Source organism: Moritella viscosa (assembly GCF_900120065.1).
In the GTDB taxonomy this organism is placed as follows: domain Bacteria; phylum Pseudomonadota; class Gammaproteobacteria; order Enterobacterales; family Moritellaceae; genus Moritella; species Moritella viscosa.
The window spans coordinates 1-17,334 of the sequence record NZ_FPLG01000037.1 but is presented as its reverse complement, the minus strand read 5'-3'; the positions used below and the strand labels follow the sequence as shown (position 1 = coordinate 17,334).

General features: G+C 40.8%; 19 protein-coding genes. All 19 read right to left on the bottom strand.

Going from position 1 to position 17,334, the window contains the following annotated elements; all coding sequences use genetic code 11:
• Positions 1 to 105: 105 nt before the first annotated feature.
• The 19 genes from BT797_RS05550 to BT797_RS05460 all read right to left on the bottom strand — a co-directional run bounded on the left by BT797_RS05550 (position 106) and on the right by BT797_RS05460 (position 17,041).
• The gene (locus BT797_RS05550) at positions 106 to 1,332 is read right to left on the bottom strand and encodes a beta-ketoacyl-ACP synthase (RefSeq protein ID WP_075471294.1); all 1,227 of its coding nucleotides are present in this window, start codon (positions 1,330 to 1,332) and stop codon (positions 106 to 108) included.
• Positions 1,332 to 2,057 (bottom strand): 3-oxoacyl-ACP reductase FabG, encoded by a 726-nt coding sequence (gene fabG / locus BT797_RS05545; RefSeq protein WP_045109819.1) that lies wholly within the window; start codon positions 2,055 to 2,057, stop codon positions 1,332 to 1,334. Before fabG ends, BT797_RS05550 begins: the two co-directional genes overlap by 1 nt.
• Positions 2,050 to 2,529, bottom strand: a complete 480-nt coding sequence (locus BT797_RS05540) for a hotdog family protein (RefSeq protein WP_420271257.1) — start codon at positions 2,527 to 2,529, stop codon at positions 2,050 to 2,052. Before BT797_RS05540 ends, fabG begins: the two co-directional genes overlap by 8 nt.
• Positions 2,526 to 3,743, bottom strand: a complete 1,218-nt coding sequence (locus BT797_RS05535; protein ID WP_075471293.1) for a beta-ketoacyl-ACP synthase — start codon at positions 3,741 to 3,743, stop codon at positions 2,526 to 2,528. The genes BT797_RS05540 and BT797_RS05535 overlap by 4 nt, the downstream gene beginning before the upstream one ends.
• The gene (locus BT797_RS05530) at positions 3,740 to 4,363 is read right to left on the bottom strand and encodes a DUF3261 domain-containing protein (RefSeq protein ID WP_170860721.1); all 624 of its coding nucleotides are present in this window, start codon (positions 4,361 to 4,363) and stop codon (positions 3,740 to 3,742) included. Before BT797_RS05530 ends, BT797_RS05535 begins: the two co-directional genes overlap by 4 nt.
• Positions 4,360 to 6,789, bottom strand: a complete 2,430-nt coding sequence (locus BT797_RS05525) for an MMPL family transporter (RefSeq protein WP_045109817.1) — start codon at positions 6,787 to 6,789, stop codon at positions 4,360 to 4,362. Before BT797_RS05525 ends, BT797_RS05530 begins: the two co-directional genes overlap by 4 nt.
• Positions 6,776 to 7,414, bottom strand: a complete 639-nt coding sequence (locus BT797_RS05520; protein WP_045109816.1) for an outer membrane lipoprotein carrier protein LolA — start codon at positions 7,412 to 7,414, stop codon at positions 6,776 to 6,778. The genes BT797_RS05525 and BT797_RS05520 overlap by 14 nt, the downstream gene beginning before the upstream one ends.
• Entirely contained in the window at positions 7,407 to 7,835 is a 429-nt protein-coding gene (locus BT797_RS05515) for an acyl-CoA thioesterase (RefSeq protein WP_045109815.1), read from the bottom strand. Before BT797_RS05515 ends, BT797_RS05520 begins: the two co-directional genes overlap by 8 nt.
• Before the next feature lie 62 nt (positions 7,836 to 7,897).
• Positions 7,898 to 9,445, bottom strand: coding sequence for an HAL/PAL/TAL family ammonia-lyase (locus BT797_RS05510; RefSeq protein WP_045109814.1), 1,548 nt, complete (start codon positions 9,443 to 9,445; stop codon positions 7,898 to 7,900).
• 13 nt (positions 9,446 to 9,458) lie between these two features.
• On the bottom strand, positions 9,459 to 10,403 hold the full coding sequence (locus tag BT797_RS05505) for a lysophospholipid acyltransferase family protein (protein ID WP_075471292.1): 945 nt from the start codon (positions 10,401 to 10,403) through the stop codon (positions 9,459 to 9,461).
• Between the two features lie 19 nt (positions 10,404 to 10,422).
• The gene (locus BT797_RS05500; protein ID WP_075471291.1) at positions 10,423 to 11,160 is read right to left on the bottom strand and encodes a glycosyltransferase family 2 protein; all 738 of its coding nucleotides are present in this window, start codon (positions 11,158 to 11,160) and stop codon (positions 10,423 to 10,425) included.
• Positions 11,157 to 11,612 carry an ApeI family dehydratase gene (locus BT797_RS05495; protein ID WP_045109811.1) on the bottom strand — a complete coding sequence of 152 codons (456 nt, stop codon included), beginning with the start codon at positions 11,610 to 11,612 and terminating at the stop codon, positions 11,157 to 11,159. The genes BT797_RS05500 and BT797_RS05495 overlap by 4 nt, the downstream gene beginning before the upstream one ends.
• Positions 11,605 to 13,047, bottom strand: a complete 1,443-nt coding sequence (locus BT797_RS05490; protein WP_045109810.1) for an AMP-binding protein — start codon at positions 13,045 to 13,047, stop codon at positions 11,605 to 11,607. Before BT797_RS05490 ends, BT797_RS05495 begins: the two co-directional genes overlap by 8 nt.
• A 3-nt stretch (positions 13,048 to 13,050) precedes the next feature.
• Positions 13,051 to 13,671 carry a COG4648 family protein gene (locus BT797_RS05485; protein WP_075471290.1) on the bottom strand — a complete coding sequence of 207 codons (621 nt, stop codon included), beginning with the start codon at positions 13,669 to 13,671 and terminating at the stop codon, positions 13,051 to 13,053.
• 30 nt (positions 13,672 to 13,701) lie between these two features.
• Positions 13,702 to 13,953: an acyl carrier protein gene (locus BT797_RS05480; protein WP_045109808.1), complete on the bottom strand. Its 252-nt coding sequence runs from the start codon at positions 13,951 to 13,953 to the stop codon at positions 13,702 to 13,704.
• A 13-nt stretch (positions 13,954 to 13,966) separates the two neighbouring features.
• Positions 13,967 to 14,230 carry a phosphopantetheine-binding protein gene (locus tag BT797_RS05475; RefSeq protein WP_045109807.1) on the bottom strand — a complete coding sequence of 88 codons (264 nt, stop codon included), beginning with the start codon at positions 14,228 to 14,230 and terminating at the stop codon, positions 13,967 to 13,969.
• Positions 14,223 to 14,996, bottom strand: a complete 774-nt coding sequence (locus BT797_RS05470) for a lysophospholipid acyltransferase family protein (protein WP_045109806.1) — start codon at positions 14,994 to 14,996, stop codon at positions 14,223 to 14,225. Before BT797_RS05470 ends, BT797_RS05475 begins: the two co-directional genes overlap by 8 nt.
• Positions 14,989 to 15,765 (bottom strand): beta-ketoacyl synthase chain length factor, encoded by a 777-nt coding sequence (locus BT797_RS05465; protein ID WP_045109805.1) that lies wholly within the window; start codon positions 15,763 to 15,765, stop codon positions 14,989 to 14,991. The genes BT797_RS05470 and BT797_RS05465 overlap by 8 nt, the downstream gene beginning before the upstream one ends.
• Before the next feature lie 205 nt (positions 15,766 to 15,970).
• Entirely contained in the window at positions 15,971 to 17,041 is a 1,071-nt protein-coding gene (locus BT797_RS05460) for a class I SAM-dependent methyltransferase (RefSeq protein WP_045109804.1), read from the bottom strand.
• Positions 17,042 to 17,334: the final 293 nt, after the last annotated feature.

Here is a 17,334-nt window from a genome sequence, read left to right as displayed (position 1 = left end):
TACATTAAGATATAACCTATTATCGGCAAGTAGAACCATTACTCCAGTTTAAATTACAAAAAAGCGCCACTTAATGAAAAATATGGCGCGTATATTCTCGAAATTTTATTTATGCCAGCGTTTAAATATCAGTGATGTATTAATCCCACCAAAAGCAAAGTTATTACTCATCACTACGTCAGTGTGGATCTCACGGCCTTCACCAAGAATATAATCAAGATCGCCACATTCAGGCGCGATATTATCTAAGTTGATTGTCGGTGCGAACCAGTTGTCTTGCATCATGTTGATTGATGCCCATGCTTCAATTGCACCACAAGCGCCAAGGGTATGACCTAAATAACTCTTTAATGAACTGATTGGTTTTTTACCTAGCGCATTAGCTGTGGCGTTGGTTTCTGCAATGTCACCTCGGTCCGTCGCTGTACCATGGGCACATACATAACCAATTTCGGCGACGTCAACATTCGCATCTTTAACCGCTTGTTCAATGGTAATTTGCATCGTAGCCGCGGTTGGTTGGGTTACATGCTTACCGTCAGAGTTACAACCAAAGCCAATGATCTCAGCGTAAATAGTCGCACCACGTTCAAGGGCATGTTCCAATTCTTCGAGAATCAAAGTACATGCGCCTTCACCAATAACCAAACCGTCACGATCAGTATCAAATGGTCGTGGTGTTAGCGCTGGTGTATCATTTTTAACACTGGTTGCATACAAGGTATCAAATACTGCCGCTTCAGTAATGCACAACTCTTCGGCACCACCAGCAACCATCAAGTCTTGACGGCCAAATTTAATCGCTTCATATGCATAACCAATGCCTTGTGAACCCGACGTACAGGCCGAACTAGTGGTAATAACACGTCCGGTCAAACCGAAGAATACACCGACATTCACTGGTGCCGTGTGTGACATAGTTTGGATATAACTGGTCGCTGTTACGCCAGACATGTTCCCCGTGTCCATCATGCGGCTAAAATTAACCAGTGGTTCAGTCGAACCAACAGATGAACCGTACGAAATACCCGTGCGACCATCTTTTAATGCTGGGTGGTCTAATAATTGCGCTTGTTCTAACGCCAACTCCGTTGCGCGTGTCGACATTAATGATACACGTCCCATCGAACGAACTTGTTTACGCTTATAATGTGCTGGTTTTTCAAAATGCAGGACAGGTGCTGCTAAGCGGGTATTAAGCCCATCAAGATAATCCCATTCAGGCATCACTTTAACAGCATTTTCACCTTTTTCTAGGCCAGCTTTAAACGTAGCCCAATCGTCACCAAGTGCAGTGACCGCTGACATCCCAGTTACAACAACTCTTCTCATTAGATTAGTCCACCGTTTACAGAAATAACTTGGCGAGTGATATAAGCCGCACAATCAGACATTAAGAATGACACTGTACCCGCCACTTCTTCCGGTTTACCCATACGTTTTAATGGGATCATTTTTTTGATTTCATCGAGAGGTAAGTCATTGGTCATGTCTGATTCGATTAACCCTGGTGCGACACTATTTACGGTGATTTTGCGCTTTGCTAGCTCAAGCGATAATGCTTTTGATGCCGCGATAATACCGCCTTTCGCTGCACTGTAATTCACTTGACCACGGTTACCCATGAGGCCAGAAACAGAGGCCATAGTAACGATACGACCGCCTTTTTTAGCGCGTACCATTGGCATTACCGTTGGGTGGATCACATTGTAAAAACCGTCTAAACCAGTACGGATCACATCATCCCAGTCTTCGCCTTCCATTGATGGAAACGCCATGTCACGCGTAATACCCGCATTACACACCACGCCATAATACGCGCCATGTTCAGCGATATCCGCTTCGATGCTTGCTTTTGCCGCAGCTCTATCGCATACGTCAAATTGTAATAAACTCGTGCTTTGACCTAGTTCAGAAATTTGAGCACAAGTATCCTGCGCAGCTTCAACGCCAGAACGACAATGTACCGTAATATCAAAACCGTCTTTTGCTAATTGCAGTGCGATCGCTTTGCCCAGCCCACGACTTGAGCCTGTTACTAGAATACGTTTACTCATGATTATCCTTTAAAAATTGTGCTGGATCTTGCGGTTGGAATACATTGATTTTAGCTTTTGCTAGCACCGCATCGTCTTCATCTTTTATAACGCAATCAAAAACACACAGTCCTGATTCGTCTTGAATTAGTTTTTTGGCTTCTATTAACAAGGTTTGCGCGACTTTAAATACACCCACTTCGGCGTTATATTTACGAGAACCTAATAGAAAGCCAATTTTCACCTCGCCTGCATCATCCAGAGCATGCGCACCACCATAGGCCGCGATTGTTTGCGCCATATATTCACAGCCGACATAACTTGGTACGCCTTGTTTAGCACTATCAAAGAAAGGTATCGTTGGTGTGATGGTCACTCGGCAACTGACGTTTTCGTCATCATAACTCACCAATTCGTCGAGTAAGATCATCGGTGCGCTATGCGGTAAAACATCCGCTATTGGATATTTTATCACTACTGTAGATTGGTTCACTGCTGTTTTCCTATCACTAAACTGATATTATTACCGCCAAAAGCAAATGAATTGCTCATGCAGGTTTGTAACTTATTCTTAGCCGTACGATCTGCGTTGGCCTTTGCATTCACCAGATTTATCGTAGCAAGGCTGTTATCCACCTCACCATCGCTCACATTGTCTGGCACTTTATGATCTGGGTTATATTCATCATGAAGCAATAACCAGCAAATACCCGCTTCTAATGCACCTGCAGCACCTAATGTATGCCCGGTCATACCTTTTGATGAACCACACAATACCTTACTGCCACAAGCGTTAAACATGGCTTTGGCTTCCATGTCATCATTCTTTGGCGTGCCTGTACCATGTAGGTTTACATAATCTATTTGTGAACCTTGTAACTGCGCTTCAGCCAATGCCGCTTGCATCGCCCGTAATGCGCCCTCGCCTTCTGGATGCGGGGCCGATAAATGGTGGGCATCAGAGGTTTCAGCAGCCCCTAATAATTGAATGCCACCCTGCTCTTTAGTCATGACAAATAATGCAGCCGCTTCACCAATATTAATGCCATCACGATCTGCCGAAAACGGGTTGTTTTGCACAGCCGCCGTTGATGCTAATGCTTTAAAACCATTAACAGTCAATTTTGCTAAACTATCAACGCCACCCGCTATTACCACATCAGCTAAATCTGCTTCGAGTAATGCTTGCCCACTCACTAGGGCTTTACCACTGGATGAGCAAGCTGTCGATATACTGTAAACAGGTCCTTTGGCTTGGCATAAATCAGCAATAAACTGCGCCGTGGTACCCATTTCTTGCATGCTGTAATGGTAACTATCAGGGTATTCACCTGTCGCTATTTTTTGTTTTAATGCTTGCTCGCCGTATTCAATACCCGAGGTACTGGTTCCTATCACTACTGCGATACGTTGTTCCCCAAACTCAGCAATCAAAGGCGCAAGCGTATCGGCAATTTGTAAATAAGCCAACTTACCAAGCTTATCATTACGGGTAAGTATTTTATCGTTAGTATCAGTATCTAAACCGGCTACTATTTTATCAAAAGTTGAATCTGCCACACGACCCACATACTGAGGTTCAGCATTCGGCAACTCGCTATCAAGCACCAAACCACCTCGAAAGCCCTGTAGTAGTCCAGCGGCGACAGATACTTTCGAATCACCTAAAGCACATACCACACCAAAATCTTTTAGACAGATACTCACAGTGACACCTTACTTAATTCTGTTATTGTTATTTGATAATCGCGCAGTAAATGCTTAAGGATATAGCGATTATCGAACTTTTCGACGGTCAAAATAACCAGACCATTTTGCGTTAATATACGCGTCCAATCTGTTGAGATTTGCCCCTCATGATTACTAAATTCTTCTCTAAATGAACCATTTGTCGCCGACTGTAGCTGCGCCAACGGCCAGTTAACCCATTGTAGATCCGCGATCACATAACTGATATCCAATCCAGGTACGGGCACATATTGATTAATCACAGCCTCGTCATTCACGCTCCACAATACATCAAACAGCGGTATACCTGAGGGTGTCATCGCCACCAATTTAATTTGCGTTTCAGTAAACTCAACTTGTGCTAATAAACTTTGGGTTTCACCATTAAACTGCGCTTCAATTAATTGCGTTTTCGCCTGCATCTGTAATACTTCCGGTGGCGCAGTTAATTGTAAGGTGACATTGGGTGCCATTGTCACTAAATGACTTTGTGGCATACTAATACAGCCAGTTAATAACAACACCGTGAATAACATAGCGCTTAATTGCGGTACATTTAATCCCAGTACACGTAATGCAGATAAATGGGCCCACTTCATTTTACTACCTCAATGGTTTTGTCATTTAAATCGTGACCAGTATCTGCACTCTCAACTTGTGCTACTTGCTTTGCACTTAATGGCGCGAGTAGAAACACTAACATAATCCCAAACATAACAGTTAAGCCGAAACTTTCTACCGCAGGAGTCACACTTAAAGCAAGTACACCAAATACTAGCGCAGATGAAATAGCCGATAAAGTTATCGCTAAAACGGTATTACGCTGTAATCCATGCTCTTGATAAAAAATAACATAATCAATGGCTAAGGCGAGAATAAGTAATACCGCTAGTAGATTGAAAATATTAAGATGACCTAAGCTGAGTTGCGTTAATAGCAAGGCGCCGCCAGCACTAACGACAATACTTAATAACCCTAATAAGCCTTGTATCAAGCCAAAACGTAAACACAACACAATCGTCACCACTAATATCGCACCCGCGAACAGTAATAATAACGCTTGGCGATAATGGCTTAATGCCGCAGACACTTCCGCAGGTTTATTATCAATACTCATGTCAGGTTGCGTGGCGATCCATTGCTGTAAGTCAGTATTTAATGCCACCCCTGAGGTTTCAACCCACAAGGCGTGCTTCATCGCAGCTCCCTTGTCTACACTCTCATCTATATTATTGGCATCTTGGCTTTGATATTGATAAATGTACACCGCAGATAGAGGCTGTAATGGACCAGAATTAAACGCATCTAACGTTAACGGCTTAAATTCATCTACCGTATCAGTTAAACCTAAGATTGCTAATCCCTGCTGGAAAACCTGTTGTTGCTCAGCGTCTTTAAGCTGGTCATTATTTACTTGTTGTTTAGCAACAGACGGTAATAAACTGGCAATACTCTTCACCACTAAGTCCGGTTGTTGCTGCTGCTCTGATTGTAAACGTGCTAACAAAACTTCTTGACGTTGTAATAAAGCTTCGCTGTCATCCGCGGTAATCACAATGCGTTGACTGTGTTGGTAGCCCATTAACTTTGCCATCTTGATCTCGTTATCAATCAAAAATGCGGGGCTGGAATTAAGCAACCGAATATCGTCATTAAAATTGATATCATCGAGGACGATCGCGCTGACGAATCCTAAGCTTAATATCACAAAGAGGATACGGCGTTGCTGATGCAATCTTGTTAACCAAATGTTTAGCTTATCAGTTAACGTCCAAACACTTGGCGTCACACTTATTTTGCCACTTAGATTGAAATAAGGCAGTAATAGCAGCACAGTTAAGAGTGCGCCGAACAAACCAAAGATCATGAATACGGCAACTTGACTCAATAAGGATAATGGCGACATGATTAGTGCTGCATAGCCCAATGCAGTCGTGATAAATCCTAAACACAAGGCGGTGCGAATCGATTTAATACCACCAATAGTATTGCTATTGTTACTAACACTGAAACTAACAAAGGCATGAAAACAATAATCAATCACAATGCCAATTAAGGTCACAGCAAAGACTAAAGTGAGTAAATGTAATTGATTAAATAAAGTAACGACTGCCGTTAAGCCATAAACCACCGAAATGGCTAATACCAGTAGCGCCAAATTTACCGGTTTTGCACTGCGAAATACCGCTAAAATCATCAATAACACAGCCAATAATGAGATCACGCCAAAGGTCGACATTTCATATTCAGCCTGCTGACTTGATTCTGCAGTATGGAATAATACCCCGCTGTAAAGCACATCCACATCAAACTTTGTTTTCAACCGTTGGAATTCTGCTTGTAACTGTTGCGAAAATGCTTGAGTTTGCTTCACCGAGAAGCCATCAACATCCACCTTAATCGGCATGATGTAATGTTTTAGCCCATTTTTATTGACGACAATAATGCCCTGTTCAGTTTCAAACGATTGTAACTGGGTTAAACCTGTCGCTAAAAAATCAGCCAAATTCAGTCGCGGGGAAATAGCTAAACTACCACTAACGAACGGATCGCTTACTTGCGTCAGTTTACCTAAGACAAAATTATTAATCGCTTGTGGTTCGGTTAACAAGGCTTGATAGTCATCAGTCATGACACTGTCACGATAAGGCTGATAAAATGCGATAACATCGCTGATATCAGGGACGGTCATTGATTCATTTTCAATGCCACTAAACGACGTAATAGTATTAGCTAATTGGTAATATGCAGGAATAGCTTTTTCACCTGAAATCGCCACTAATACCCGTTGATTAGCTTGTTGGAATAAGGCAGATTTTGCTTGGCTTATATCTTGCTGCTGATTCGCTTGCGCTTGACTGTCTGTCGGTAATAACGACAGAATATTAGTCTCTATTTTCCATTGCCCCCAACCGAGTTGATAACCCGCTAATAGCAATACCACAATCAATTGCAGCAAGTAACATTTAAGTCCAAATCTATTATTGCTGCTATTATTACAGCTACTAAAATTAGAGTTGCTCACGAATAGCCTTTGGCAGTTCATCAACCGCAGTCAAACTAAGCTCAATCTCGGTACGGTTACCAGAGGTTTCAAATAATACTAAATGATCGACAGTATCCTTCCCGCATAGCTCAATCACCCGCATAACTTTAGCTATCACCGCGTCTTTTGGCGTTAACTCAATACAAGTTTGACTTGAAGGTGCTGCTTTTGTTAATGATGTTGTCGCTAAGCTAAATTGGCTTTCTAGCGCCGCAAGATCCCCAGACAATGCACTCATGAGTACGGTTGCAATTGGCGTGGCATTATTGATCTGCTTCTGCTGTTGACGATGGTCGATGGAAAATAGCCCTTCTTCCTTGAGTATCATGGTCGATGCAATTGGTTTACTGGTATGCCAGACAAAACCCAATGCTTGATCTAAAAACAGTTCACCATTGGAGATCACTGGATTCTTCAGTACCGTGAAATACTTTTTTTGCACAAATGTGCCACTGGCTATCGCCAGCGGTTTAAACTGCGATAATAGTACCAGTGGTGCTACAGAGCCTTTAATTTGACCCGAGCTTAAATCTTTAGCATCATCGGCAGCAAACACATTGCCAGCCAATGACAGTAAGAGCAGCAGTCGTAGCCAACTACCCATTCAGTTCACCCTTTAACTTATCAGTAAAGACAGCAGGTGTCACAAATTGCAATTCTTGTGTTTCTAAATCAACAGCTAACTGAATAGTCGATGCTTTAGTCAACTTCTGACCTGTATCTAAGCAGGTGATTACATACTCCATTTTCAAGCGAGATTCCACTTCAACTAAATGTGCATCCACTTTTATCTTCTGAGCATAACGTGCTGAAGCAATATACTTCACGCGCATATCAACAATCGGCCACACGTAACCTGATTGACTCATATCTTCATAGTCATAATTCATTTTACGTAATAGTGCACTACGAGCGACTTCAAAGTAACGTGCATAGTTACCGTGCCACACGACTTGCATCGGATCGCAATCATGAAACGGTACGTCAATAATAACGGATTCTGATAACAGACTATTTTTGCTCATTTATGTATTACCTTGCTTGTATCTTGTATCTTGTATCTTGTATCTTGTATCTTGTATAGAGATTATTGATAAAGCGCCCAACGCTGTGTTTGAATCGCATCAATTGTAAAGCGTAATAGACTTTCCATTGGGCGGTCTTCTACTAAGGGTTCGAAGAAGCTGCAAATGTCGTTATGCATGGCTTGAACAGCGGCAGGTAAGCTTTCTAAATCTAACTCCTTACGTTCAATACGAATACGTAGACCTTGTACTGTCGCCAATAATGTTGTCGCTAATACTTGCTCAGTCAGCTGTAAAACACGCATTGCATCACGCGAGGCAATCGTGCCCATGCTCACTTTGTCTTGGTTATGACATTCAGTCGAGCGTGAGAAAACACTTGCAGGCATAGTCTGTTTTAATGCTTCCGCGGTGTAGGCAGATGCACCAATCTGCATTGCTTTAAAACCGTGGTTAATATAACGGCGTGATTCATCACTCATTGATAAATTTGATGGCAAGCCGTTGCTATATTTGGTATCAACCAAAGACGCTAACTGACGGTCAGCAAGATCTGCTAGGTTAGCAACTGCTGTTTTCATGCTATCCATTGCCATCGCGATATGACCACCGTAAAAATGGCCACCGTGTAATACATGTTCACCTTGGCCATCAATAATTGGGTTATCATTTGCAGAGTTCAGCTCGTTCTCAATCATTTGACGGAACCAAGGCAGTGAATCTTGTAATACCCCGATAACGTGCGGCGCACAACGAATCGAATAACGATCTTGTAAACGGTCAGCATTACGTGGGTGTTCTGCATGATTCAAATCATTACGGATCCAAGTAGCAACTTGTTGCTGACCTGGGTGTGGTTTTACCGAAAATAAGATCTCATCGAAATGATGGCTATTACCTTGAATAGACAGGCTCGCCATGGCAGTAATTCGCGCCGCTAATTTAGCGAGGTAGTTAGCACGATCAAAGGCTAAACAAGCAACGGCTGTCATTACTGCCGTACCATTCATGATCGCGAGCCCCTCTTTAGGTCGTAGCACTAATGGCGTTAGACCCAACTCAGCCATCACTTCACCACTGTTGCGAATCTGACCTTTATAATACACATCACGTTCACCAACTAATGCGCCAGCAACATAAGATAATGGCGTAAGGTCACCACTTGCACCCACCGAGCCTTCTTGTGGGATAGCTGGAACAATATCGTGTTCTAAGTAGGCTGCCAGTAAATGCAGCATTTCCCAGCTTACGCCTGAATAGCCTTGTGCTAAAGAGTTAAGACGGGTAGCTAAAATAGCGCGGCCTTCAACAGTGCTAAATAATTGCCCTAAACCACAACCATGAAAACGAGTAAGGTGTAATGGTAATTCATGTACTAGATGAAGCGGTACTTTTACTGTAACAGAATCACCATAACCTGTTGTTACACCATAGATAACACCATCTTCTTTTAATAAGCTATCTAAGAACGCGAGCGCTGAATCAATTTTATTCGTTAATTCTGGTGCATCACTGATACTGACGTGCTTTTCTTGTTTCGCAATTGCAACGATATCTTCAATCGTTAAACGTGATTCGCCAAACTTAATTGTTGCTTTAGTGGTAGCCACTGACTTCTCCAAACTATTTCTTACGTTCTACTTTATGGTCTTCTTGCCAAAAATCAAAAAAGTTAAACCATTGATACGGGTACAGCAAACAAAAGTATTCTAACCTTTGTGCGTATTGATTAATCAGCTCGCCAATGTCGGCTTGTCTGGTTTTACGTGCAAACTTCAATTTATCTGATACATGTTCGAAAATAAGGCGATATTTGTCACCGTCTTTCAAACAAAACAAATAATACACAGGACATTCCAGCAAAGAAGCTAGAATAAATGGTCCTTGTGAAAACGGCGCTTGCTGACCTAAAAACTCGGCATAAACAACTCGTCCAGGAGACGTCGTACTGGTGCGGTCACCCACAATAACGACCTTCTCACCCGCTTCTACACGTTGTTTTAATAAAATGGCTAAGTCGACACCCACATCAGACACTTGAATGAAGTTAACATTCACATTGGGGTTAATCTTTTGCATTATCTTATTAAACTCAATAGCATGATGAGTAAAGACCAGTACATTAATACGGGTTTTATACTTACCAACACTGAGTGTGCGGCATACTTCTAAATTACCCAAGTGCGAGCCAATAAATACCGCGCCCTTATTATCTTCGAGTAATTTTTTAAATTTTTCATCATAACTGTATTGCACTTGTTCGATCGAAATCTTGCCAGTCCAAGCATCTATCTTATCAAATGCGCCTTGGGCAAAAGTATAGAAATGCTTAATACCTTCTCGATGACCCGGTTGTTTCAAGCTGCCTTTACGCTTTGCAACTTTGCCAAGGTAATTTAAAGATGCTTTTTTGCTTTCTCCGCCAGTAAAATACAAATACACAATGACAGGGTAAAGAATAATAGATAAACCAGTACGGCCTAGAATTCGGTAGCAAAGCAGCAGTATTTTCATACCTATATAGGTACCCCGCTCTTGCATTCCCGACCAGTGAACTGTGGTAGTCATATCGTTATTATGCCCATAATTAAGTCCTAAACTTACGCAATAATAACTGCGGTAAACGTTTTAACATGCCAAAAAACAAACGTGTGTGCATCCATGAAATGGCCACATTATCTTCCCATAACCGGAAATGTGAAACGCCATTTTCAGGATAATTAACCTTGGTTGGTAAGAAGATGGTATTTACACCATCCCAATATAAGCGCACCATAATTTCGGTATCAAACGCCATATATTCGCCAATATTGTTATTTTTGGCTAACAAGCCGAGCGTCTCAGCTAATGGATATACCCGAAAACCACACATGGTATCTTTAATTTCAAACGAGAGTGTTTCAATCCACACCCAAACATGAGTTAAATAACGCGCATAATAACGGTGTTTAGGCACAGATTCATTATAAATAGGTTGGCCACTGATCAACTGACTTGGCTGTGCCTGTGATAACTCAACCAATTTATTGATATCGGTAATATTATGCTGACCATCGGCATCCACTTGAACAGCGTGAGTAAAGCCCATACTATCGGCATACTTTAGACCAGTTTGTATTGCCGCACCTTTCCCCTGATTCTGCACATGGCTGATCAAAGTGACATAACTGTATTTTTCCGCTAATCCCAGCATAAATGCGCTACTGTCAGCATCGCTGCCATCATTAATCATGATCACAGGTAACTTGTATTCCGCTAAATCCCCTAACAACTTATCAATCACTATCGTGTGATTGTAATTGGGGATCACAATGCAATAACTCACAGACCACCTACCGTATTCTTTTCAGCACTATATACTGCAACGGTTTCAGCAAAAATAAGTCGACCAGAAGAATGAGATTTAATATCACCGTTTGACGTTGTGGATTGATAACTAAACAGCACTTTTTCAGCTGATTTTTTAGTTAACGTCAACACCACGTTTTGACCTGGTAAGATCATTTCCTGAAACTTCAACACTTGAATATTCATCACATCAGCTGTGCCCATGTTTAGATATTGCTTCGCATACTCAGCCGCCCAGTGCAGCTGAACCACACCCGCTAAGATTGGCGCTTGATCGAAATGACCTTTAAAGTAGTCCAAGTCTGTCGGGATATGCAAGGTTAATGCAACTGTATTACCAAGGCTTTCTACACTATCTGTGTTTAAGTTATCTGTATTCAAAAGCTCAGTACTGAGAATGGTTGCATTCACTTTTACTAATTCAGTCAAACAATTTCTCCAATTCTTTAATTACTAATTTACCTTGGGTATTAAATGGCATTTGTGCTGGATAACGCCATTTTTTAGGTAAACAGATACGTTCAAATTCACCGAGTAAATGCTGCTTAAAGCTATCATTCAGTGATTTTTTATTCTGTGCTGTCAGTATCGCCAGACCTTCAGCAGTCAATTCAACCACTGCGGCTAATACTTGTTTTTTCACGCCATCGAGTACGATCACACGCACCTCGTTGACCAAAACGTGTTGCTGTAAACAGCGTTCCATATGGTCGAGATTAATACGTTTTTCTTCGTGTTTCACTGTACGATCGGCGCGGCCTAACATTTCAAAATGTTGTTCATCAATACGCTGAACGCGGTCTTCGGTGACGTAATTAGCATCATTAATATAAGGTGATGTTAAGACTAACTGCGCAGTTTCAGGGATAACACGATAGCTAATATCGGGGAAGACCCGCCACGCACTTGGGCTTAATTCTTGGCACTGTCGCCACGCTATACCGCCTGTTTCAGTGCTGCCAAAGACTTCAATAGGTGCTTGTGATAATTGCTTAAATAACGTTTTCGCAATTTTAAACGGTAACGGACCACCAGAACTAAAGACACCTTGTAATTGAGCTTTGTTAACCATCAAGACATTATCTAAGCTCAGCCGTTTTAAATGTGCTGGGCTGGAGATCAATAACGCAGTTCGGGTGTCATCATTAGTTAACTCTTCGCTTAACTCTTTACCTAGCTCTTCGACCAAAAGCTGACTAATATGTTCAGGGTATTCAAAGGTATCATTAACAATTGCTAAGCCGGACTTTAACGGCAACAACAGTTTAAATAACAAACCATAGATATGTTGATGGGAAACTGTACTTAATAATAACTGTGAAGCATCTAAACGCGCAGTAAAGGTGTTTATTAATACATCCACTTCACAGTTAAGCTGACTAAACAGTTTCACAATCGGTTTATGCTGCCCGGTCGAACCTGATGTAAAGAATGTAATTTGGCAGTCTAATGGCGTAAACAGAGCAGCTCTGTCTTGTAATAGCTGACTTTGAACAGCAGTTACATCATGCTTAGCAATACTGTTCGTGTTAATCAAAGGCGTGTCGATTAATGCAGCATTAATCGCATCTAGCCCATCAACTTTAATATCACCGAGCGAAGCCTGACATTGTTGCGCGATATGCATGAGCGTTTGCTGCTGTGCATTCGGTGGCATAACAATATGACGACCTTCCAGTGCCAGAGCGAAAAAACCAACACTAAACTGATAGCTTGATTGATGAAACAGTAACACACTGTCTGCATCCATTTGGCGAATCACTTGTCTTGTATCGTGAATATCAGCACTAAACTGCTCAAAACTATATGCTTGCTTGTTAATATGAAAGCAAATATCACGCTGACGTAGCGACAGTTCTGTCATTATTCAGTATTCCTTTTGCGTAGTTGCAATACTTGGATTAGTACTGATCACTTCGCTATTATTCGCATGCTTTCGCTGCACAAATAGGCGTACAACAAATTCAACGGCGCATAAACTACCAATCAAGATGTACGCGATAAAACCGTTATAAATAGTCCACACTTTAAATGAGCTATATAAAGCCGTATACAATGAAATACTGGCATTAATGATGAAAAAACCACACCAAACTAAGGTTACTTTACGTGTGTAATTAACAGCATGCTCAGGTAAGTTCGGGTCTTGTAATCGCGCAAATGTTTCAATGACAGTGGGCGGTTTAAGGTATGAATATGCAAATACCGCCAGCATGGCAAAGTTAACCATCAACGGATATAGCTTAAAACCAATATCTGAGTCTGTGAATAACGAGGTAACTATCGCCAAGCCTCCCAGAGTCGTCGCGGGTAATAACCAAGGCATTTTATTCAAGATACCACGTAACATCACCAAGCGCGACAGTAACAAAGCTAATAAGCCGAGCGCAAGCCAAAAAGGACTAACGTAATTTAGTCCTAAATATACTGCAAAGGGGTAAAGCAATAAGCATAACCCCAAGATCACTGTAAGTAGTTTTTTCAACATATAATTCAACTGCGCACTAATGTGCTGTGATTATTTTACTAACGTAAGTTTTTCGATTTCGTTTACAACGTCTTCTACTGTACGCACTAATTTAAACACTTCAGGTTCAATTTTCTCGTTAGTAATGTCACGTAATTTGATTACTAAATCAATGGCATCAATACTGTCTAAATCTAAGTCAGTATATAAATTGGCACTGAGGTTGATGTCGTCTGCATCAATTTCAAATTCTTCAACTAAGATATCGGCTAATGTTTGGTAAATATGTTCTCTAGATTGCATGTAAAGTCCTTAATTAAGCCGTAGCACGAGTCTGAGTAATAAATGCACTTAGTGCATCAATAGACGAAAAATGGTGTTTAATCTCTTCCGAGTTTGCATCGATTTTGATGTCGTAATGTTTCTTTAAGATCAGACCTAGCTCAAGCGCATCGATGCTGTCTAAACCTAAGCCTTCGACAAACAATGCATCCGCATCGTTAATATCATCAACTTCAATATCTTCAAGGTCTAATTCGGCAATAATAAGCTGTTTTAGTTCTGTTTTTAATTCAGTCATGGGTCAGTAGTTCCTGTTTAAAATAACTTTCAAGTTCACGGCAGTATTGGCGAACTTGTTTACTCATTGGTGTGGCGTCTGCAACTGAAAGCAATGGTACATCACGCGTCAACTGCAACATAAATTTAGCTTTTTCACTTGGAATTTGATACCAAGCCTCTGCTTTAGTTAATGTACTTGGCGTTACATTAATTAATACGGTTGTTATTGGCACCTGACAACGTAAAGCAATATTGGCTGCGCCACGTTGAAAGACCAATTCTTCCCCCGGTACTGTGCGTGTACCTTCAGGAAAAATAATCAAGTTGTTACCCTGTTCTAATGATGATTTACATGCATCCAACAAGGCTTCAGGGTCAGCATTACTAATATAGCCCGCATTTTTAATCACTCCGCGAATAAAGGGATTACTAAATAAATGCGCTTTAACCACACAATCAGCATTTGGAATAATAGAAAGCAACACGACCACATCAATCAATGATGGGTGATTAGCCAGGATCAATTGCCCTTGCTGCTGAGCTAGCTCTGCTCTATCACGCAGATCGAACTCGAAGATTCGCGTAAATGCCATGGTGGTAACAAAAAACCGGAAGCTATAATGTACGGTTTTACGCGCAACGCGTTTTTGTGCTTGCTCGTCGCGAATACACAGTTTTTGAATTGGGAAGACGAACAATGTCAGTATTAAGCCACCAACGCCAAATAAACTAAAGCATGTCGCAGTGGCAAGTAAGCGCCAAAGGTAATTTAACTGTTTATACATGTGCAGAACCAGAGACTAGATCACATGTCCAAAGATGCCGTTCTGACGCAAACTTTAGCGTAGAATCAGTGTTTTCTTGATTAAACCAATCTATAAAACACAAACCAGCAGGTAAATTCAATTCAAGCGACTGTTTCTCATCGTCAATGCTAGGTGCTGCTAATGCTGAAAAACTAACATCGATGGCGGCCAATGTCGTTGTGGTTGGTATTAAAGTGACAACCATAGAAACGGCGTGGTCGATTTGTTGTTCATCTTTAAATTGTGAATATGACTCAGGTAACTCACGATCGGCATGCACAATAAGTAATTTATTCGCACGACCTGACTTTAATCGCGCATAAGCATCAACAAAAGCATAAAAAAAGCTATCTTTACCTGCAGATATAGCATTAATTGCTTGTTTGTTTTGTTTCAAAATACTGTATAACCCCGGCACGGCATTGTGTACAGAAGTACTAAATGCCGTCGGTGATATATCTTGATCTGCCGTTAATTCAGTCAGTAATTCAACCGTTTTATGTAAATCACCATGTCGACTTGAGAATATAATATCAATTTGCTCGGGGACGGCTAACGGTTCTGATAGCGCATTTTCAGCAGTATACAGTGCAATCTTCGCGAAAGGGCTTAAACGACGACGCTGCATTGCAGGTACAAATTCTAATTTAGGCCAAACGGATGATTTAACTTGTATTTTTTCAGAAGTATTAGCGTGTTCAGCGTTAGAGGTTGACCAAGAGCTAATACTTTCTATATATAACTTCAATGGTTTCTCCAAAAGCTAAAATGACGACAATATATATTGCCGCCATAGTAATTAATCGTTAATAACAAATCAATAGCTAAATATAAAATTAATAACTATCAATACGTTACAACATTCAATTTATGCTATTTTATAAACTAATAAAGGCTATTTGATTGTTAATACAACAATAATATCACTTACAATTGATATTCTAGTTTATTTCTTATTTCTTCTTACAAGCAAGAAGTGTATGCCCAAGGCCTAAATCATCAGTATCTTGGTCCACGTACATACCAGCCTCTTGGATCAAGCGCATCATATCTTTTGAGTGATACATACGACTATTACCATTTGCCATAGCAGTAAAGTAGATGGATGTTGCATTCACACAGTAAGCACCTGCTTCGTAGGGCTGTCTATCCCAGAACGTTTCTAAAATATATAAACGACTATCGGCGGTCATGACGTCTGCGGCACGTTTTAGAATACTTAAGATCTCACTTTTACTAAAGCAATCTAAGAACTGGCTCATCCATATTGTATCTGCACCGTCAAAGAAGGTACGGCTTTCATCAAGTAAATCAGTTTCATGGCCGTGAACACGGTCGTCAACTCCAGCCTCTTTCGCATTTTCCAACGCAACATTAAGCTGCCCCGGTAAATCCATAATAGTAATGTTGACGTTTTCATCATACTTAGTACATGCTAATGACCATTTACCCGTATTACCACCCACGTCTAAAATGTGTTTAGGCTTGTGTTCAAACAATAACGCGAGTACTTCAGGAAAGGCATGATCTGAATAATAATGATCAAATTCGAACCAGCTTCTTTTTGCTTCTTCTGGTAACTGACTTAGACCCGGGTAAATTGTTTTCCAATCACCAAATACATGCAAACCAGCAGGCGTGCCCGTTTCAATGGCTTTATCTAAATCAAACAGGCCTTGATAACAAACATGATGGGTAAAGTCGAGATTCTTTAATGCCATGTCATCGTTTAGTAAAAAATAGCCTACTTTATCTAAAATGAAGTGATCATCTTGTTGCCACACCAAGCCCATGCTTAGTCCCATATCAAGTAATACACTGATACCGTATTCACTGGTATCAAGCTTGTCAGTCAATGCTGATAAACGAATACCTTGCTTGCCAGCTTCATCAACCGCTTTTAAAATACCAAACTTTAATAGGCAACGCGCAACTTGAAATGCAACGGGTGCGAATGCGATTTTCTGTGCTTCAAATTTTGCATTAAACGCTGATAATTCAGCCGGTTTATCATAAAACGCCATCATTAACTCCATGAATGAATTTAATTTTAAAATGTATTAATATAAGTTATTTTAATAGTTTAACGTATTTTGATTATATTTTCCGATTAAGATCATCGCTATACGTATAAACAAAAAGATGCATAGCTAGCCACATAATTATCTATCAGAAAGATAGAGATAATAATCAATGACAATTGAGACTTGGAAGCCTAAGAAAAATTAATAATGAAGAGTAATTGATATTTTACAGTGCTAAAAACCAAAAAAGCCTGCTTATATAAGCAGGCTTTTTAATATGGGGCGACTGAAGG